Annotated in this window: 16 protein-coding genes and 1 riboswitch; of the genes, 6 read left to right on the forward strand and 10 right to left on the reverse strand. The window is 45.6% G+C overall.

All coding sequences use genetic code 11. From position 1 onward, the window contains the following. The first annotated feature begins 155 nt into the window (after window positions 1-155). Window positions 156-1,306, forward strand: a protein-coding gene (locus K0I73_RS04390; RefSeq protein WP_220063313.1) for an IS3 family transposase whose coding sequence is annotated in 2 segments (ribosomal slippage) — window positions 156-393 and window positions 393-1,306 — 1,152 coding nt in all. Because the reading frame shifts where the segments join, the coding sequence is not laid out codon by codon here. Window positions 1,307-1,383: 77 nt separating this feature from the next. Here K0I73_RS04390 and ppiC read toward each other — a convergent pair. Next, window positions 1,384-1,662 (reverse strand): peptidylprolyl isomerase PpiC, encoded by a 279-nt coding sequence (gene ppiC, locus K0I73_RS04395; protein WP_220063314.1) that lies wholly within the window; start codon window positions 1,660-1,662, stop codon window positions 1,384-1,386. Between the two features lie 235 nt (window positions 1,663-1,897). Between ppiC and K0I73_RS04400 the strand changes: the two genes are divergently transcribed. Continuing rightward, a complete protein-coding gene (locus K0I73_RS04400) occupies window positions 1,898-2,791 on the forward strand; it encodes a LysR family transcriptional regulator (protein WP_220063315.1) in 894 nt (297 codons plus the stop codon). An 82-nt stretch (window positions 2,792-2,873) separates the two neighbouring features. Here the strand turns inward: K0I73_RS04400 and K0I73_RS04405 are convergent, their stop codons facing one another. Genes K0I73_RS04405 through K0I73_RS04415 form a run of 3 tightly spaced genes read right to left on the reverse strand, consistent with a single transcriptional unit; the run spans window position 2,874 to window position 5,589 of the window. After that, window positions 2,874-3,443, reverse strand: a complete 570-nt coding sequence (locus tag K0I73_RS04405) for a LutC/YkgG family protein (RefSeq protein ID WP_220063316.1) — start codon at window positions 3,441-3,443, stop codon at window positions 2,874-2,876. A gap of 1 nt (window position 3,444) precedes the next feature. Continuing rightward, window positions 3,445-4,836, reverse strand: coding sequence for a lactate utilization protein B (locus tag K0I73_RS04410; protein WP_220063317.1), 1,392 nt, complete (start codon window positions 4,834-4,836; stop codon window positions 3,445-3,447). A 9-nt stretch (window positions 4,837-4,845) separates the two neighbouring features. Beyond that, on the reverse strand, window positions 4,846-5,589 hold the full coding sequence (locus tag K0I73_RS04415; protein ID WP_220063318.1) for a (Fe-S)-binding protein: 744 nt from the start codon (window positions 5,587-5,589) through the stop codon (window positions 4,846-4,848). Window positions 5,590-6,052: 463 nt separating this feature from the next. On the opposite strand from K0I73_RS04415, the gene K0I73_RS04420 reads away from it, so the two are divergent. Continuing rightward, window positions 6,053-8,290, forward strand: a complete 2,238-nt coding sequence (locus tag K0I73_RS04420) for an acyl-CoA dehydrogenase (RefSeq protein WP_220063319.1) — start codon at window positions 6,053-6,055, stop codon at window positions 8,288-8,290. 216 nt (window positions 8,291-8,506) lie between these two features. Continuing rightward, window positions 8,507-9,286 (forward strand): CLCA_X family protein, encoded by a 780-nt coding sequence (locus K0I73_RS04425; protein WP_220063320.1) that lies wholly within the window; start codon window positions 8,507-8,509, stop codon window positions 9,284-9,286. Window positions 9,287-9,337: 51 nt separating this feature from the next. Here K0I73_RS04425 and K0I73_RS04430 read toward each other — a convergent pair whose 3' ends face one another. The 6 genes from K0I73_RS04430 to K0I73_RS04455 all read right to left on the reverse strand — a co-directional run bounded on the left by K0I73_RS04430 (window position 9,338) and on the right by K0I73_RS04455 (window position 16,924). After that, on the reverse strand, window positions 9,338-11,506 hold the full coding sequence (locus tag K0I73_RS04430) for a cation:dicarboxylate symporter family transporter (protein ID WP_220063321.1): 2,169 nt from the start codon (window positions 11,504-11,506) through the stop codon (window positions 9,338-9,340). A gap of 217 nt (window positions 11,507-11,723) precedes the next feature. Continuing rightward, entirely contained in the window at window positions 11,724-13,553 is a 1,830-nt protein-coding gene (locus K0I73_RS04435; RefSeq protein WP_258405292.1) for a tetratricopeptide repeat-containing diguanylate cyclase, read from the reverse strand. Next, window positions 13,546-13,815: a hypothetical protein gene (locus tag K0I73_RS04440; RefSeq protein WP_220063322.1), complete on the reverse strand. Its 270-nt coding sequence runs from the start codon at window positions 13,813-13,815 to the stop codon at window positions 13,546-13,548. Before K0I73_RS04440 ends, K0I73_RS04435 begins: the two co-directional genes overlap by 8 nt. Before the next feature lie 39 nt (window positions 13,816-13,854). Beyond that, window positions 13,855-14,652 carry an SAM-dependent methyltransferase gene (locus K0I73_RS04445; protein WP_220063323.1) on the reverse strand — a complete coding sequence of 266 codons (798 nt, stop codon included), beginning with the start codon at window positions 14,650-14,652 and terminating at the stop codon, window positions 13,855-13,857. A gap of 96 nt (window positions 14,653-14,748) precedes the next feature. Further along, entirely contained in the window at window positions 14,749-15,276 is a 528-nt protein-coding gene (locus tag K0I73_RS04450) for a GNAT family N-acetyltransferase (RefSeq protein WP_220063324.1), read from the reverse strand. Between the two features lie 67 nt (window positions 15,277-15,343). Beyond that, the gene (locus K0I73_RS04455) at window positions 15,344-16,924 is read right to left on the reverse strand and encodes a pepsin-like aspartyl protease (RefSeq protein ID WP_220063325.1); all 1,581 of its coding nucleotides are present in this window, start codon (window positions 16,922-16,924) and stop codon (window positions 15,344-15,346) included. A gap of 123 nt (window positions 16,925-17,047) precedes the next feature. Here K0I73_RS04455 and K0I73_RS04460 point away from each other — a divergent pair, with 123 nt between their 5' ends. Together K0I73_RS04460 and K0I73_RS04465 are read left to right on the forward strand one after the other, a co-directional pair. After that, a complete protein-coding gene (locus tag K0I73_RS04460) occupies window positions 17,048-17,473 on the forward strand; it encodes a hypothetical protein (RefSeq protein WP_220063326.1) in 426 nt (141 codons plus the stop codon). A gap of 192 nt (window positions 17,474-17,665) precedes the next feature. Then, window positions 17,666-18,016 carry a DUF805 domain-containing protein gene (locus K0I73_RS04465; RefSeq protein ID WP_220063327.1) on the forward strand — a complete coding sequence of 117 codons (351 nt, stop codon included), beginning with the start codon at window positions 17,666-17,668 and terminating at the stop codon, window positions 18,014-18,016. Between the two features lie 193 nt (window positions 18,017-18,209). After that, window positions 18,210-18,426: riboswitch (cobalamin riboswitch) on the forward strand. The last annotated feature ends 20 nt before the right edge of the window (window positions 18,427-18,446 follow it).

Below are 18,446 nucleotides of genomic sequence, written 5' to 3' on the forward strand. Positions count from 1 at the left end.
AGCGCATTCATACTCTGGTAAGAGCTAGTTAATCCTGCCAGCTCATAAATGCCCCTTTATGCGTTAGCGCCAGCAGTTCGTCCAATACAGTGGTAAGCCCCTAGAACAGTAGACACTTCATAGAGTTATAATGAACCAAAAATATGAGGTGTTACATGCGCGGAAAACGTTATCCCGATGAGTTCAAAATTGAAGCAGTCAAACAAGTCACTGAACGTGGTTATAAAATCGCTGATGTGGCAGAAAGATTAGGTGTCACAACCAAAAGCTTGCACAACTGGATTAACAAGTTCGATAAGCCAGAGAAGCAACACATCACTATCGATAATCAGCAAGACGAAATTCGTAAACTAAAAGCAGAGCTTCGGCGAGTCACGGAAGAGCGAAATATACTAAAGGAGGCCGCCGTGTACTTTGCAAGCGAGTCAAAGAAAGGTACACGTTCATAAAGTCTCGACTCGACCAATATCCAATAGCCGTACTGTGCCGAGTGCTCAATGTTCATCGTAGTGGTTTTTATGCTTGGCTAAAGCAGCCCTGCAGTAATCGAACCATTGAAGATAAGCGCCTTCTGGGCAAAATTAAGCAATTTTGGCTGGAGAGCGGTTGTGTCTACGGCTATCGAAACCTGACTTTAGACTTGAAAGACGATGGTGAAAATGTCGGAAAAAATCGTGTTTATCGAATAATGAAGGAAGCCCAAATAAAGGCCGTACGTGGTTACAAACGCAATCCAAGCTTTGGAGGTGGGAATGTTAGCCATACTGCACCAAATACATTAAATCGTGGCTTTGATGTCGCAGAACCGAACAAGGTTTGGGTGACCGACTTTACCTATATCCGTACGCATGAGGGCTGGCTATATTTAACTGTTGTTATTGACCTCTTCTCTCGTCAGGTCGTAGGCTGGACGATGAAAAACACACCTAAAGCTGACTTGGTAATTGATGCACTATTAATGGCCATTTGGCGACGTTCACCGAAAGGTAAGGTTTTGATACATTCCGACCAAGGAGTGCAATATACCTGTTCTGATTGGCGTAGTTTCTTAAAGGAACACAACTTAGAAGCCAGTATGAGTCGACGAGGAAACTGTCATGATAATGCTGTCGCGGAAAGCTTTTTCTCGTTGCTGAAGAAAGATAGAGTTAAGAGAAAAATCTATAAAAACAGAGATGAGGCTCGCTCAGAAATATTTAACCATATCGAATATTTCTATAATCCAGTGCGTCGTCATGGTAGTAATAATGGACTGTCACCTGTGCAGTTCGAAAAACAGTACTTTGAGAAACAGTTAAGTGTCTAAGATATTTGGGGCTTACCAGTGATTAAAGTTAAGACAAACATTAATTAGCTTGCCTTAGTCTCTGTAGACACTGATTCTTACGTTCTATATAAAACCTTGACTACATGCCAGCCGAACTTAGTTTTCACTAAATGAGGTGTTATGAGCTCGCCAGTAAAGCATACCTTATCGAAAGCAGGAACCATTTGACCTTTCTTAAACTCGCCTAAGCTACCGCCTTTCTTGCCCGAAGGGCAGGTCGAATGCTTCTTGGCAAGTACGTCGAATTTAGCGCCTTTATCAAGTTGCTTGATGATATCTTCAGCTAGTTCTTTGTGTTTGACTAGGATGTGAAGTGCAGATGCAGTTTTTGCCATCAGAATGTGACCTTTGGATAGCGAGTGTTAACGGAGTGGGACGATTATACATCAGCTTGTTGCCTAGGTTAAATCTGACTCGTGGATTTAATTACTACAGTAGCGTATAACCTTCGAAGAATAATTTCCGTTTTTATTGATTGAACGCAGTTTTGACTTTGGCTTAAGTGCTGTGGTGGTTTGAGAGGTTTGTTATAATTGTCATCTTTTAGGCTGATGTTGTGAGGGAAATAGAATGGCGCGTTGTGTAGGCTCTGAGCTTCAACTTATTCATCTGTTTGTGCACTTAGTCAATGCGGGTGGTTTTTCTCAAGCCGCAAAAGAGCTGTGCATGCCAATCGCAACCGTGAGCCGCAAAATTACCAAGCTAGAGACGCTACTCGATACTCAGCTCATCATGCGAAGTACGCGTAAGCTCAGGCTAACAGAAGAGGGAAGCCAGTTATTTTCTCGTTATCAAGATGCGGTGGCTCATTTTGATAGTTGTAATGATACTCGAATCGAAAAGCCCGAGGGGACACTAAGGATCGCGGCACCAGTCTCGATCACGTCGATGATTTTTATCGGTGTGATTAATGCGTTTTCAAAAGCCTACCCTGATATACAACTGCATATTACCCAAAATAACAGCACTATCGATTTAATTGATCAAGGCGTCGATGTGGCGATTGTCGGTGGGGCTCAGCCAGATTCCTCTTGGGTGTCAAAATCCTTAGGAGTGTTGGATTACGGTTTATATGCATCACCCGGTTACTTAGCTAACGCGCAAGTAGTGACTCATCCAAATCAATTGATTGAACACAGTTTAATTAAAGTGTGGCCACTGTTTAATTGGTCAATGAAACATGCTGATGGTGATAGTTTTTATTATGAAGGACCGGCGAAGTTAACCCTTGGTGATCTTCACGGAGCAATTAAAGCTACGGTCGATGATGGGGGCATCTTGTATGGTCCTGAGTTGTTTGTTAAACCAGAGCTATCAGCGGGCAAATTATTGAGAGTATTGCCCAACTGGCGTGGGGAGCAACGACGTATCTCACTCTTGTATCATCAACGCAGTCAGCAGCCATTGAAGGTGAAGTTGTTTATTGAGTTTATGCAGCAGAAAGCCAGCTGCCTGTTTGATTAGCCTGAGTCATGGATAAAAAAAAGCCACCGTATAAACGGTGGCAAAGGCAGTTCGAGGCTGCTAATGGGGTGGTTAATCTTTGTTAAGTCAGGTAGACGTTCAGGCTGCAAGCACCATGAGCCCCCACCACTAAAGCCTGTTCAATATCAGCGGTCTTTGATGGGCCAGCGATAAATACGCCAAATTCGCCACTTTCTAAGCCAATTTGCTTCACTGCTTGATGCATGTTGGCAACGACGGTATCGGCTGTGACAACCAAAAATAGGTTTTCACAGATGAAAGGCGTTATCCTATGACCTAGGTTTTTGTTGTTTACCCAAATAGCGCCATTTTCAGCTACTGCGAGGTCCCCAGGGATCACTGCGTAGTCGATATCTCTTAACTCGTGAGCCGTCTCAGGAATCGTGCGGTTGCCTGTAATGCCTTCAACGGTGGATATCACTTGTTGGCCCTGAGCCATCAGTTCATCCACTTTAGCCTGCAAACCGCTAAGACCCGCTTCGCGATGTAGGGTGCCCGCCACTGCGCCTAGATTGGTTTCAAATTGTCCAATGACATCATCAAGGCGAGGGCTTACATTAATTTCAGGCATCGCTTGAGGTTCAACAGCAACCCTTTTTAGGGCATGCAAGATAGATTGTTTGCTAGACATATTACTGACCTCTATTTTTGTTAAACCAAGTTTCGAAACTTGATTTAGGAGCGATTGGGAGTTCACGGTATTTACCCCATGCCCCTGAGAATGGCTTTAACATCGCGCCGGGCAGAATGCGTAAAGCGGTACGCGCGACACTCATCGAGCAGTTGAGCATGGTTTCGCTGGCCATAAAGTTACCCACGAGTGGCATATAACTGCGCTTACCATAAGGTAGCTTACCTGCTTTTGCCTTGAGTCTGCGGTGATGATGGATGATCTTATCTAATGGCACTTTGGTTGGGCAGACGTAAGAGCAACTGCCACAAAGGGTACAAGCCCAAGGGATAGAGTTGGTATCATCATTTTGTGCGCCTACGGCAATACCGATAGGGCCTGGAATCGTATAGTTGTAGCTGTAACCGCCTGAGCGGCGATAAACAGGGCAAGTGTTTAAGCAACCACCGCAGCGGATACACTTAAGTGATTCAGCCAAGATCTTATCTTGCAACATGTCGGTGCGACCGTTGTCGACGATGATAATATGCATCTCACCGTCGGTCTGTGGACCGCGATAGAAAGAGCTGTAGGTGGTTACCGGTTGACCCGTCGCATTACGTGCGAGTGTGCGCAGTATTACCGCAGCGCTATCTAAATCGGGAACGATCTTATCAATCCCCATAGAATGCAGTTGCAACTTAGGTAAGTTAGCGCCCATGTCGGCGTTACCTTCGTTAGTACACACTACGACAGTGCCTTTATCGGCGATAGCCATATTGACCCCTGTCATGGCTGCATCGGCTGACAGGAACTTCTCGCGCAGATGGGCTCGTGCCGCACGAGTAAGGTAGAGAGGGTCTGCTGCGCCAGCTTTTGTGCCTAACTTATCATGGAACAGTTCGCCAACTTCCTCTTTCTTCATGTGAATCGCGGGGACCACAATATGTGAAGGCGGCTGCTCTGCTAACTGAATAATACGCTCACCTAAGTCGGTGTCGATCACTTCGATACCATGGCTTTCAAGGTAGGGGTTAAGGTGGCACTCCTCCGTCAGCATCGACTTGGATTTAACCAGCTTTTTAACTTGTTTATCGGCCAAGATTTTATGCACAATTTGATTGTGCTCTATGCCATCTTTAGCCCAATGAACTTGAATGCCATTGGCGAGACAGTTCTTTTCAAACTCTTCTAAATATTGGTCTAAATGGGTCAGAGTATGCAGCTTGAGTTGTGAACCTAGCTCACGAAGTTGCTCCCACTCTGGGATTGAAGAGGCGGCGCGATCGCGTTTTTCTCTGAGCATCCATAACGCTTTAGAGTGCCAATCTACACGTGCTTCATCTTTACAGAAAATTTCGGCTTTCTTAGCATGAACCGCTGAGCCAGCCCCTGATGTATGATTAGTCGACATAGTGTGCTCCTACAGCGCAGCGTTGATGACTTGGGCAATATGTAAGGTTTCGATCGGTAGTTTCTGGCGTCTCATCATGCCATCTAAGTGAAGTAAGCATGAGGGGTCGAAACCGACGGCATATTTTGCGCCTGTTTCGGCATGAGCTTGAGCCTTATCTTTGCCCATCTTCGCCGATACGGCGCCTTCATCGACGGCAAATGTACCACCGAAACCACAACACTCGTCGTAACGGCCAGGGTAGACTATTTCAATGCTAGGAATCGCTTTGAGTACGGCCTCCACTTTATTGGTGCGCGGGCCCATCTGCTCACTTGGGGTGGCCAGATCCAGCATGCGAATACCATGGCAGCTGAGCTGTAAGCTGATCTTGTGATTGAAGGGCTTATTAAAGGCTTTAATGGGCGCAACATCATGCAGAAACTCGGTGAGTTCATAAAGCTTGTCGATAACGGCCTGAGCTTCGGGGCTGGTATCGAACTCATGGAAGTTTTCTTTTGCTGCCACTAAGCAGGATGCGGCAGGGCAAACGATGGCATCACATTCGACACCTTTGAAGGCATTTAGCAGCTTTAAGGTCGTTTTTTTCGCTTCATCAAAGCAGCCTGAGTTGGTCATAGGCTGGCCACAACAGGTTTGCCCCTTGGGCAGTATGACTTGATGTCCGAGTTTTTCTAATAGTTCTACGGTGGCGATACCAACATGGGGCATCATCTGGTTAACCAGGCAGGGTATAAACAGTGCTATCTTCATGAAGCGCTCTCTTAATCGGTAGCTGCATGGGAGCATTTGTGCGCTGGCGATCTATCTTGTCGATCTGCCGTTACACAAGGATGAATCGATCCCATCTTGCAGGGGTTGTTCGTGACGATAATTTAAGCTTATACCCACATAATGAGTAGTGCTAATTTAGTAAATATAAAAGGACATTTTTTCATTAATGAAATAGTGTTGTTGCGCTACATTTTACTGACCACGTTGTAAGATTTTTACTTTGTTCTGGGTCAATAAAGTCTTATTTTAAACGGCCATATCAAACGGGTGTTTAATTTTTTTGTTTGAGCGTACACGTGTAACTTTATGAAAAGTTAAGGTTTTAATTTTTTCGTTGGCTTGTAACTGTAAAATAAAGTGTTTTTTGTTAATTAGAATGTTTGATCTAACTCGCATTTTGTGACGTAATGCACATAAGTTTAATGGTCTGATGAGTCTGAAGATGAGTATTAGAACAACATTTAAAAAAGTACTACCGAGTATTTCTACCACAGAACAAGAAGCGCTCGATGCTGGCGATGTTTGGCTTGAGGGATCAATTTATCAGGGGGTTCCTGACTTCGATGCGCTGCGAGCGGTACCCGGCGCAAGCTTCTCTGCCAGCGAGCAAGCGTTTCTCGATGGCCCAGTACAAAAACTTATCGAGATGGTGGATGATTTTGCGCTGCAAAATGATACTCATCTGCCTGAGCCGATTCTTAATTTTCTCAAAGAGAATAAGTTCTTCTCTTTGATCATTCCTAAAACCTATGGCGGACTCGAATTTAGCCCTTATGCTAACTCGACGATAGTGGCAACGATTGCTGCGAAAAGTTCGGCAGTAGCAGTGACTGTCATGGTGCCTAACTCATTAGGCCCAGGTGAGCTACTGATGCACTATGGTACCGACGCCCAGCGAAATTTTTGGCTGCCACGTCTGGCTAATGGCCAAGAGATCCCCTGTTTTGCATTGACTAGCCCTGAGGCGGGTTCTGACGCGGGTGGTATTCCTGACATAGGTACAGTTACCATGGGTGAGTATCAAGGCAAGCAGGTGCTTGGTTTGTCGGTAACCTGGGACAAACGTTATATCACTTTAGCGCCAATCGCTTCCGTATTGGGATTGGCCTTTAAGGTTGAAGATCCTCAAGGTCTGCTCGGCGGTAAAGAGAAGCTAGGTATCACCTGTGCGCTTATTCCTAAGTCGCATCCAGGCGTTCAGTTAGGCAATCGCCATGATCCTATGGGATGCCGTTTCTACAACGGTACCACTCGCGGTGAAAATGTCTTTATCCCCATGGATTTTATTATTGGCGGTCAACAAAATATCGGCCGAGGCTGGCAGATGTTGGTAGCTTGTCTTGGCGCTGGACGCGGGATCTCTTTGCCTGCACTCGGTGTATCGGTCAGCCAAGCTTCATTTAAATCATCGGCCGAATATGCCGCTGTACGTGAACAGTTTGGTTTGTCGATTGGCAAATTTGAGGGGATCCAAGAGAAGCTTGCGGATATTGCGGGTAAAACCTATCTGCAAGAAGCGATGCGAGTGTTGACCACCGAAGGGTTAGGGCTTGGACTTAAGCCATCGGTCGTAACTGCGATTGCAAAGTACCACATGACTGAGATTGGTCGCGATGTGCTTAATTCGGCGATGGATATTCAAGCGGGTAAGGCGATTCAGCGTGGACCACAAAATACCTTGGCTTCCGGTTATATGGCGCAACCTATCGCGATCACAGTGGAAGGCGCTAACATTCTAACCCGTAACTTGATGATTTTCGGTCAAGGTGTCATGCGTTGTCATCCCTATTTGCAAAGTATGGTTGAGTCTATTCACAGTGATGAAAAAGATGCCGATAAGACCTTTAATCGTATCTTTAGACAAACGCTAGGTTACAGTGTTGGTAACAGTTTACGTGCATTCCGCTTAGGGTTACTCCCGTTTACTGCGGGTGCTAAATCCAACCTGAGCGAAGTTGCCGAGTATGAGAAAGCGGTACACAAGTTGGCTTCTAAGCTAGCGGTTTATGCGGATTTTTCATTGCTGGTGCTAGGTGGCAAGCTGAAACAGGCTGAGATGTTGTCGGCACGTCTTGGTGATGTGATGAGCTATCTTTATGCTGCGATGGCATCGATTCGTTATTATGAGCAGAAGGTTAGTGGGGAGCAACGCAGTGAAGCGACACCATACTTCCACTATGCGACTCGATGGGCCTTGTGCAACGCAGAGAAGGCGCTACTCGATTTCCTTGATAACTTCCCGTCTGCAGCCACGCGCCAGTTTATGAAGCTGGTGACTGTGACTTATTCGCCTAAGATGAAGAAGATCAATGACGATCTTGTGCGTGAGCTTGCTCATCAGGCGCAGCTTAATACCGGCTTTAAGCGTCAGTTGACCCACTTAATTAAGCCTGTCGCCGGTGATGGTAATTATATTAATGAGCAAGCTTATTTGGCGAAGATAGCCTGTTTACCACTGCTGGCTAAGGTGAAGAAGGGCTTAAAAGCGCGCGCCTTTAAGTCTGGGGTGCGATTTGCGTTGACCTTGGATGCGGCGTTAGAAGCTAAGGTGATTTCTGGTGGTGAGCATAAGCAGCTACAAGATTATAATCTTAAGCGTGAGCGTGCTATTCGTGTCGACGAGTTCGATTTCGATATGAACCTAATGGATGATCGAGTTGAGCTTAAAATAGCGAACTAAATTGGGTTGTTTAACGCCGAGCAAAGCCGTCTACATAGACGGTTTTTTGCTATTCAATAGAGGATAGTCGATATCAGTTTCTTATATTGATGGGGATGCGCATTGTGATAAATAGACCTCATTTTAAGGTATGATATCTGTCTTTATGTGGTCAGTTCATGGATATGGGTGATGAGACTAGTTGATGAGATAGGTAAATAGGAAGGCGCATACTCGGTGTTGAAACGACAAAACTATCATAGGCTTGGCCCCGATTATCGCAGCGGTGAACAGGTCAGCTTTAATGATATCAAAGAGGTTTTTGGCCTCAACCATATTCGGCTCGGCAGCTGGGTGGAGACCGAAGAGAAGCACAAGGCAGCCAATCTTATTTTTGATGCTTTTGCTGATTTGGCTTTCATATTGAAGCTGCCACCTAAAGCCATAGGGCTGAGGCAAAGTTTGAATTTAGCTTTTGGTACGGGAGGGCAGGTCGGCGTTCAAGCGCATTATATGCCTGCTCACCGTGAGTTAGCATTAGCTAAGAATGCGGGGGCAGGAGCACTAGCGCACGAGTTTTGGCATGCATTCGATCACTATATCGCACCTAAAGCCTATAAGACTGCCATACGGGGTATTGCTTTCGCTAGCAGTTGTTGGCTTAGTGATATGCCACCCATTGTTCATCCATTGAACCAACGTTTAGAAGCGCTATTTAAAACGTGTTTGCTTAGTGAGGATGGGCAAGAGGGGCATGACTTTGTCGGCCGAGCTGTTGCGCTCGACAAGCAATATGGACGAAACTATTTCTCTAAACCGACAGAGTTGATGGCGCGGGCATTTGAAGCCTGTATTGAGATCCACCCCGATATTAGTAATCCCTATTTAGTCAATGAAACATTGGATTCTGAGCTGGCTAAAGCGGGAGGCTATCCCGATAAGTCCCATCGCCAGAAGATATTCCTGCAGCTGCTTAATTACTTCGAGCCGTTAGGTGAGGCCTTAGGGCGAGAGTAGTTCGCCCTATGTTGCAGCAAGTTCTGCTATTATTCGACCCAGTGCTAGCGATTATTCTACCCAATGTAAAACGTCTCTAATCACTGACCAGCGTGGTTTTTCTTCTACAGCGCCTTTGCCGAGCATCCAGTAGTTATATAGTTTTTGCTGGTGGCCATCGACTTTACGCAGTTTTTGCCAGTTATTGACATAGTTTAATAGTGATTGATTATCTTGAGCGACCGCGTATGCAACTGGGTATTGCACCTGATTCTCTAGCAGCGCAATGCCATATCCAGGGAAGAACAGTGTCCAAGCCGAACCCGCTTCAGCGCTGATCACCACCGCATCATACTTATCCGATTTCTGCCTGAAAAAATGCTTATAGCCATCGATTTTGACGAAGTTTAAATTGGTATAGTAGGCCTTGGCCTCATCGATAAGGTCGCTGTGTTCAACATAGGCGATAGTGGTATCTTGCATCGCTAGAATCGTTTGATCGCGCTTGAAGCTATTAACCTTATGATCTTTGGTCGCAACGGCTAGGTTAAGTTTTAGCACAGGCTCGACATAACTGAGCTTATCCATTTGGGCGATATCCATCGCCAGGCCTGACATGGCTATATCGAAAAATCCCGCCTTGAGTGACTCTGCGAGCTTATCTTTATCAAAAGGGATAAACTCGACTTTAACGCCGAGATCTTCAGCCAGTTTGGTGGCCATTGCACTATCGAATCCCACCAGTTGCCCTGCGTTATTATAGTAGCTAAAAGGCACGTTACTTGGGATATAGCCCACTTTAAGGACGCCTCGCAGCCTGATCATTGCAACATTAGCGATGGGCGACGTTGGGGTTTTACCGACAACAGGAAACTGTTTGTTAACTATGGTTGGTACTTTATCTGCGACCTGCATATTGGCGATAACGCCGCTGGTGACATCGGGGCTGTGAATGAATAATCCCATCCCGAGTCGGCACACTATGAGTGTTAACGCTATGCTGGCGACGATGCCAACACTCATTTTTATTAATTGTGGTGGACGAACTCGTAAACGTTTTTCAAATAGCGCGACGGTAAGGAGTGTGAGCGCAAATAGATTCATTACGGCGGTGATAGAGTTAAATTTACCTGTAATAAACCCTGACATGACAAACAGCTGGAATAGATCTTGAGGCAGGTGAACAAGGTCTAACATAAAGGGGATCGCGACATAGACACTGCCAAACAGTGACAACAGACCGCTTATTGACAGCGATGGCAGATCGCTAATTTCGACTGGCGTACCGTTAAACCAGCCTGCAAACAGCACAAACAGGATCACGGTGAGTTTGCCGACATTAGGGAAGGTAAATGCAATGGGCACTAATATTTCGATAAGGGTTTCGGCGTCATCGCTTAGGCTGTCATGTTCGCGCATGATCTGTTTGCACTCTTCGACAATCACTGGGATCACGATAAAAATATTGCCCGTTGCAAAGGCCGTCACTACGCTGGATTTAGAGATACGAAGCGCTTGGGCATAAGTGACTGGGGTTACTGAGGCGATGATCCAGGGTAGCACCCAAAATGTGAGTAGCAGGCAAAGGGCGAAGTAGCTGATAAGGTAAACCTGCATACTGGCAAATTCATCCACTCCCATGGTGCCAGCCGCCGAAGCTGACATTGCAAAAATGCCAATAGGCAATACTTTTACTAGCGCCTGAGTGATCTTAGAGAAAATCTCACTGCAGGTGTGCATAAAGGTAATCAGCTGCTGCTTGTTATCGCCTTCCATTCCAATAAGCGCTAGCCCCATTGCGATACTAAATATCACCATCGCGGGGACATAGCCTGCGGCCATCGACTCAAATGGGTTTGAGGGGATATAAAGCTTGAAGTAATCGATAGCCGCGACTGGCTCTATAATACTGGTGCTGAAGAAGGAGGCGGTTTCGACAAAGGGGAAAGAGAGTGGCATTAGGCACACAAACCCTAAGCCAACCAACCACAGCAGAAGCATGATCACTCCTGCTCGGCTAAATATCAGACTTGCCGTCGAGCGTCTTAGCTTACCTATACCACCAACCAGGGAGACTAGAATATAGGGCAATACTGTCATCTGCATTAGTAAGATAACGCCAGTGCCGATACTCGTTAACCAGCCAACGGATTCACCAAAAAAAATGCCTACGGCAAAACCGATAAGCATGGCAACAATCATCTGAGTAGAGCTTTGCATGGTGAGTAGTTTTTTGAGCACGAGATCATTCCAATTGAAAATGGTGAGTAGATGCCGCTATGGCCTAGGGCTATTTATAACAATAGCTTAACGATTGTCTATTATAGGTTCTCTTGAAAAGGATATAAAAGGCCTTACCAGCCCCGTATTTGCGCTCTCGCACATTTTCGTCGAATAAAATCATCGGTTAGGTACGCTTATGACGCTAAGAAGACTGAGTTCTCTTAGCGTCACGGGCTTAATTTGATTGCGGGGTTTTAGCTGTTGACGGGATGACAGTTTCTGCTTGCGGATCGAAGATGTAGAGTCGGTTACGGCCACCATGCTTAGATTGATACATGGCACTGTCTGCGTCGTTGAATAGCCGCTCCAGCTTGTAACCAGACAGCTTAGTGTCAGTGATACCGAAGCTCGCGGTGACCTGAAAGTCGTGGCCAGATTTACTGTAATCTATGTTAGCGATTGCCTCTCGGCAAGCTTTTGCCAATTTTATTGCCGTATTGAGATCGCAACCTGGCAGGGCGATACAAAACTCCTCGCCGCCGATGCGGGCAAAGATATCGTTTTTACGCCCTTGTGCCTGACAGATCTTGGCGACTTTCTTGAGTACCCAGTCACCACAGGCATGGCCATATTTATCATTTATCTGCTTAAAGTGATCTAAATCGAACAAGATGTAGCTCAAATCGGCCTGAGTGCTTTCACAATAGGTTAGTGCGCTTTGCGCCACCTGAGTGAAATGGCCGCGATTAAATACATGGGTCAGGGCATCGTATTCGGCCAGTTGTTTCAGGCGCTTCTGAATAGTCCACGACTTGTAGGCCCAGAAGCCCAGCAAGGTGATGATGGCGATAAGCAGCGAGATAAACAGGCGGGTATTTTCGGCCTGGGTCTTGGCCAGCTTCTGCTCGGTGAGTAGCAGGTGGTTTTGTCTGTCCAGCAGGGCGATGCGGCTCTTCTGTTCTGTCGCCTGATGCTCGGCGAGCTGGAAGGCCAGATGCTTTGTCTTGATATCGTCTAGGTATGCCTTGTCGGCCTGGGCGTATTTGACGTGATAATTCAGTGCTGACTTGAAGTCATTGCGAGATTTAGTGATTTGGTACAGTATGTAGTACGTGTTAATTAAGGGTTTAGAGTTACCTGTTTGGCTTGCTAAAGATAAAGTTTTTAATGCATATTCTTCTGCTTTTATAGGCTTGTTTTCATTAAAATAGGCCTCCGAAAGCAAGGAGTAAAATTGAGATAAAATAGGTACATATTTAGTTTCTTCTATAATTCTCAGTTTACTTTCTAATAATTCTATTGCAAGTTTTGATTGGTTACTTTCTAGGTATAAGGGAGCCACATATGTATAAATGGCACCTTCCATCATAAGTTCTTTTCCTTGATGGCATACCTTTTTTGCATCATCGATTCTTCGATCATTTGCTTCTAGACGCTTTAATTTTAAACTAGCTTCTAGAAATAAATTATGCGCTAAGCATAAGGTTCTTGGATTATTACTCGTGGCCAAAATACGCTCCGCATACTGTAATCCCAATTCAAATTGTTCGATTTGATTGTAGAAAACTGCTGCAACAGCATAGGTTCTTTCCCTTAACTCTATATTTTCAACTTCTTTGACTGAATTGAGTAGCTGACTTAGGGTTTGCAAACCTTCATTCCAATTTTTTGAAATGGCATAAATATTGACTTCGGATAGCCTTGCTTTAAACGATAAAGAAGGGGAGATTTTTGAATCAATTATTAGCGTGTATATAGAGATGGCTTCATCAAATCGGCCTGCGTATGAAAGTTTATATGCTGTTAGATAGTCAAAATAGCCTTTTTGCTCTCTATTAAATGTGGACTTTCGGGCATCTAGTCTTTCCATGAACTCATTAAATCTTTCTGGATTGCTGGTTCTCGCCTCTTCTGCGCTTTGCAATAAAGTATCTATGTTTGATTGTGTGCTTTCTAGCTCTGCATTGGCGTTAGGTATGCAGTTCAAACAAAAGAACATCAAAAGCCAATATATGGCTTTTGGTGTTCTTGTTATTAATTTCGTCATTTTCAATTTATTAGTCATGTACAACGGCTTTGAGTTCTACATTTTCTTCTTTTGGCTCTTCTTCATTTGTTGGTTCTTCATCTTCTGCTGGAACCATTAAGCAAACCACATCGGGACAAACATCTAACTCTCGCTTTAGACTAATATTGTCACGATTAAGTAGTAACGTTTTCAATGTTGTGCTGAGTGTTGATTCTGTAATTGCTTTGTCAAAATTAGCTTCTGTTTGTAGCGCTGCATCCTGCCCCATGCGTTCCAGTAGTTGAATAATGTTCGACATTGTTTGTCCTTATTGTTGTTGGTGGTTAGTTTTAGTGTGTTAGTGGTTACTTACTTGTTGAGCCGCTTCTAGTTTAGCTAGCTTATCCAAGATGGTTTGATTGGGTCGCATCTTTTCGCTCGGCGGGATCACTAAGGTGGTATGCATAAAAATCTCGGCATCGGCCAAATCACGCAGCGGCAGCGTTTGTTTGCGGACCTTATCTATGGGCAGCACGGCCGCCTCGTAGAGGATCACCTGGTGATCTAAGGGGTAAGTCTCTGCCAGTAGCTCTATCAGCACCTGACGATGAGCCTTGCCCGTGGCGAATCTGGCCATGCTCTTGTCGCCAGCCAGTCCTATTTGCCAGAGGATCAGGTAACAGGAGGGATCGAAGCGGCGCTGATAAAACATAAACTGACTGGCTTCAAACTGCTGGCAGCCAAATTGGCCTGGATCTATGCCAAGGTCGGCTATGAGGCAATCCTCGGCGGAGATGCCGGGTACCATGACCGCCTCGAAGCCTTCTGCGCGCGCCAGCTCCAGGGATCTATGGGGCGCTTGGGCGAATACGCCGGGGTGGCCATAGAAGGCACCGACGACATTCTTACCTTGCCTGACCTCAGACAATATGGCGTCGACCATCTCACGATAGGTGATATGGCGTGACTTGCCCTCGCCATAGTAAACCTGTAGCGAGCGGACATCGCCGTGCATCTCTTTTAGCCAGAGTTCTACTATGCCGTTGGAGACTCCCGAGAAAACGACATCGGCTTGTTCAATATAGCTGCGTGCCAGCGGACAGATATGGGCGCCTAAGGTCATCCCTATGCCGACACAAGCCAGGCTTCCCGCCATGAAGTTAGATCCTGATGTGATGTATGTTAATTAAGGGTTAAAGCTAACAGTAATTTGGCTGATTTTAAACTGTTAATTACCTTGTGTGTCTGGTTTCTATTGAGGTTTTTTGACCAAACTCAAAAAGTATTCTACTTGGCTTTCGCGGCTTCTAGATTCAACCTCTTGGATTGGGTGACCGGATGGGCGTTGCTTGAATCCAAGTTTTTTCACAATTCTTTTTGTGGCGAGGTTTTTTGTAGAAAAACTTGCTTTAATTTCTGTGATATTTAGTGATTTCTTACTGTGTTCTATCAGTGCTGTGACCGCTTCGTCGGCAAGCTGCTTACCTTGAGCCTTGGGGATCATCATTATGCCAATCTCTGCAGAATTCGGCGTGGCTTTGTTCCAATTTAGTCCGATAACCCCCATTGTTACGCCAGAAGTCTTATTCGCTATTATCCAGAGCATGTAGCTAGGTGGTATGTTTGGGTGTTGCAATGCCCTTGTCATCGCCTTAAGTGAAGTTTCAAATGCCTTATCTGCTTGGGTTTGGGAGAAAGGCTGACTGATGTGGCGCATCACCCGCTCATTACAATAGAGGTGGCGGTACAACTCTCTGTCCGTCTCAGCGATAGGCCTCATAGTCAGGCGCTCGCTGCAAAAAACATGATTTGGCAAGTCTTGGGTAAGTCTCGAAGGGAGCTGAGGGTTACTTGGCAAGTTGGGCCTCCGACATCGATAGCGGTTTCTGCTCGGCGAAGCGAATGACGCCCTTGTCATCGACCGAGCGATCAAAAATCACATAATAGCCGCTCATCAACGGCAGGCCGAGGATAGATTGATCCGGCCAATTAGGCAGCTGTGACAGCAGTTTAAAGCAGGCCTTACCCTTGGTCGGCGTATTAATCTGCCAGTAGTGTTGGGGCGTGACGGTGATGGCGATGGCTTCGCTGTCTTGTAGGCTGTCGTTATTGTCACATGAGTGTATATCATTCCGAGGGCCGACAAAATAGAAGGTCAAATTGGGCCACTGCTTTAGCTGCAGTTCAGTCATGTCTATGCCTGTTTGCTGAAAGGCGATGTCACTAAAGGGCGCGATTTGATGAATAAACTGAGGGTTTATCTCCTCAAGTACTTGTGTCATTGCGCCGAATAGATGGCGAGTGAGTACGATGGCCGAAGCCCCAGTATCGATAATGGCGTTGCTCTGGCCACGCATGGCATTATTGATATGCACCCCGTGGGTATGCAGATGCTGGCCGTCGGGGCACAAAGGATGGCTTGCTAGGCTGGGTTGCTTGTCAGCTGACGAGGCGCTCGTTTCATCCAGGGACTGGGTAAGCAGGCTGGGGACCATCTCATTATCGCCAATCTGCAAGCCGACGAGATTGACGTTATAGTATTTATCTTCCATGACTGCGATGCTTTTAAAATCTCCCTGATAGAGTTCGGTATGCTCTTCGCCGCCGCCTAAGATAAGCCAGCCTTGATTGAGAGGGTCTTGTCCCAAATAAGCAAACTCACCTGCACTGTTAGGTGCTATGATCTCATCGCTGCACAGATGGATACTCGATCTACTGGCATAAAAGCCAAACTTATTACGGGTTAAACCGTGCTCGGTCAAATCATTAAAATAGGGGGGCAAATCATCACTAGGTTGACGCGTTAAGAAACGCTTAAATTGGCGCAGATCCTCACTATTAAAGTTAGCCTCACTTTGCAGGGTAACCTCTTGATTCATTATCGGCTGATAGTGACTAGTGCACAGGTGGATCGCTTCACCAAATGGCCAGGGAAAGGTGAGTGCAGGGGTGATGCCGTAATGGGTGAAATAGCTTTTCAGATCATACACTTTATTGAGTGAATGATAGGCTAGCCCCAGTATGCCATCGGCATCGGCGAAACTTATTTTCTGTTGCCGAGAGGAGACCACGGCTACTGGGCATTGCTCCAGTACTATGGGTTTATGCGCATGGGGGACGTGGGCGTCACGTGTATCTAAGCCTCTTTGGTTCTCGCGAATACCGACGCGTGTGTAGATCACTGGGCCGTCCCATCCACCAATGCCGTACAGTACTTCTTGAGCAAAGCTGGTGGGTGTTAATGCGCTATCACGCTGGTTTATATCATCACTGCCAGAGACTACCAGTGTACTGCTGCCGGTATCTAATATGAGATTCAGTGGATGTTTTTCGGCGCCGATGCTTAGCTGGGCGCTGTAGCCGCCTTTGGCATACACATTCACAATTGGGACCTTAAGGGTACGGGGCGAAATCTTGTTTGAACTCATTGGTATCCTTTGTGCGTGGGACGTTGGCATAGTGGAAATATCAGTGATTGTTTTACGCGATCCTATAGCGGGGATCAAATGATAGTTTAAGCAGCCTGTCGTGTCGTTGTTAATGATGGCAATATGTTTTCCGCAGAATTTGTACCCCAGCAGGAATTACTCACCAGTTGGTCGTCACTCTACTGCATTCAGGCCTTCAAAGGGTTAGCCAGCGCCATAGAACCAGAGGTTTTCCTCGACACTTTCGCCAGTAACTACCAACAGGTTTGTGAGGGCGAAACTCAGTATCAAAAACTGGAGCCATCATCGATTGAGGGAAAACAGAGCTTCAGTGCAATGCTGACGTGTTCAAAAATGTCTCATGCTCACAGAGGCGAGAGTGAGCAGGGCATGGCTATGGGAGAGATAGGTTATTACACTGTGATTGCTGGCAATGAGGATCTGTTTTTATTACATCGTTCCGCTCGAGGGGATGCCTTGCTTTCTACTGCTCATTTTTCCGTTACGCCGCCACTTAAGATGGTGGCTGATATTAGCACTCTGCGCTAAGGCCACTTTATCCTTGGTATGGGAATTGTTATATCAAGTCTATCTAAGGTCTTAAACTTTATTGTCATTAAAATTAAATTAAAATTTTTTAATTATTAATATAGTATTGGCGTGCTGTGGGGTGAATGGAGCTATTGGATAACTCTTGGATCCTTATTGAGTATTTTATTTTACGTAAACAAAAGGAATAATATGGAACATTTTATTGGTGCGTTTAAAAAGTTTGCCGATTTTACAGGTCGCGCACGTAGAACAGAGTTTTGGATGTATATTTTGTTTTACTTTATCTTTTACGTCGTGCTGGCCGTGGTCGATGGCATACTCGGGAGCTTTGCATTAACAACGATATTCTCTTTGGTGATGTTAATCCCCAGCTTGTCTATTTCGGCGCGACGTTTACACGATACTGGACGTTCAGGTTGGTGGCAGTTACTCAACCTAATTCCACTTATTGGTGCCATCGTACTTATTATTTTTTATGTACAAGACAGCGTCGAAGACAACGAATATGGTGGCAATCCCAAAGCATTTGCTGCGGCTTAATTGTATATCGTCATTATAAGGAGGCTTAGGCCTCCTTTTTTTATCGTCTTTGTCTGTTATTTTATGGTGTTATTGTCGGTACAAGTCATTAGACATTTATACGTTTAGACGTCTATAATGGCCTCGTTTTTGATAGTCGTAAATGACCTTGTATGGATTGCAATGTTATAGATGGTTGATTAAAGGCAAGCAAATTCTAGTTAATCTTTTGTGGTGCCCAACTATGTGCTGTGTGTAATTGGGATAATCGGGAAGCCTGTGAAAATCTGGCACTGCCCCCGCAACGGTGAAAGGTGAAAGTTGGGTGCGCTGAATTGAAGCGTTAAAAAATCCAATCTTGTCGTATCAAAAGTGATTCGCTTTTTGTACTTATCCTCAGTCCGGAGACCGGCCCATTAGGTGATTTTGAGATTTCGGCGGGCAGATCTCG

Origin of the sequence: Shewanella mesophila (assembly GCF_019457515.1) — a bacterium.
GTDB lineage: Bacteria > Pseudomonadota > Gammaproteobacteria > Enterobacterales > Shewanellaceae > Shewanella > Shewanella mesophila.

Coding starts and splice junctions, on each gene's coding strand:
- K0I73_RS04450 (WP_220063324.1), bottom strand. CDS start 15,276: ATGAGGCCTATCGCTGAGACGGACAGAGAGTTGTACCGCCACCTCTAT.
- K0I73_RS04435 (WP_258405292.1), bottom strand. CDS start 13,553: ATGACTAATAAATTGAAAATGACGAAATTAATAACAAGAACACCAAAA.
- K0I73_RS04455 (WP_220063325.1), bottom strand. CDS start 16,924: ATGAGTTCAAACAAGATTTCGCCCCGTACCCTTAAGGTCCCAATTGTG.
- K0I73_RS04420 (WP_220063319.1), top strand. CDS start 6,053: ATGAGTATTAGAACAACATTTAAAAAAGTACTACCGAGTATTTCTACC.
- K0I73_RS04445 (WP_220063323.1), bottom strand. CDS start 14,652: ATGGCGGGAAGCCTGGCTTGTGTCGGCATAGGGATGACCTTAGGCGCC.
- K0I73_RS04440 (WP_220063322.1), bottom strand. CDS start 13,815: ATGTCGAACATTATTCAACTACTGGAACGCATGGGGCAGGATGCAGCG.
- K0I73_RS04410 (WP_220063317.1), bottom strand. CDS start 4,836: ATGTCGACTAATCATACATCAGGGGCTGGCTCAGCGGTTCATGCTAAG.
- K0I73_RS04465 (WP_220063327.1), top strand. CDS start 17,666: ATGGAACATTTTATTGGTGCGTTTAAAAAGTTTGCCGATTTTACAGGT.
- K0I73_RS04415 (WP_220063318.1), bottom strand. CDS start 5,589: ATGAAGATAGCACTGTTTATACCCTGCCTGGTTAACCAGATGATGCCC.
- ppiC (WP_220063314.1), bottom strand. CDS start 1,662: ATGGCAAAAACTGCATCTGCACTTCACATCCTAGTCAAACACAAAGAA.
- K0I73_RS04400 (WP_220063315.1), top strand. CDS start 1,898: ATGGCGCGTTGTGTAGGCTCTGAGCTTCAACTTATTCATCTGTTTGTG.
- K0I73_RS04405 (WP_220063316.1), bottom strand. CDS start 3,443: ATGTCTAGCAAACAATCTATCTTGCATGCCCTAAAAAGGGTTGCTGTT.
- K0I73_RS04460 (WP_220063326.1), top strand. CDS start 17,048: ATGTTTTCCGCAGAATTTGTACCCCAGCAGGAATTACTCACCAGTTGG.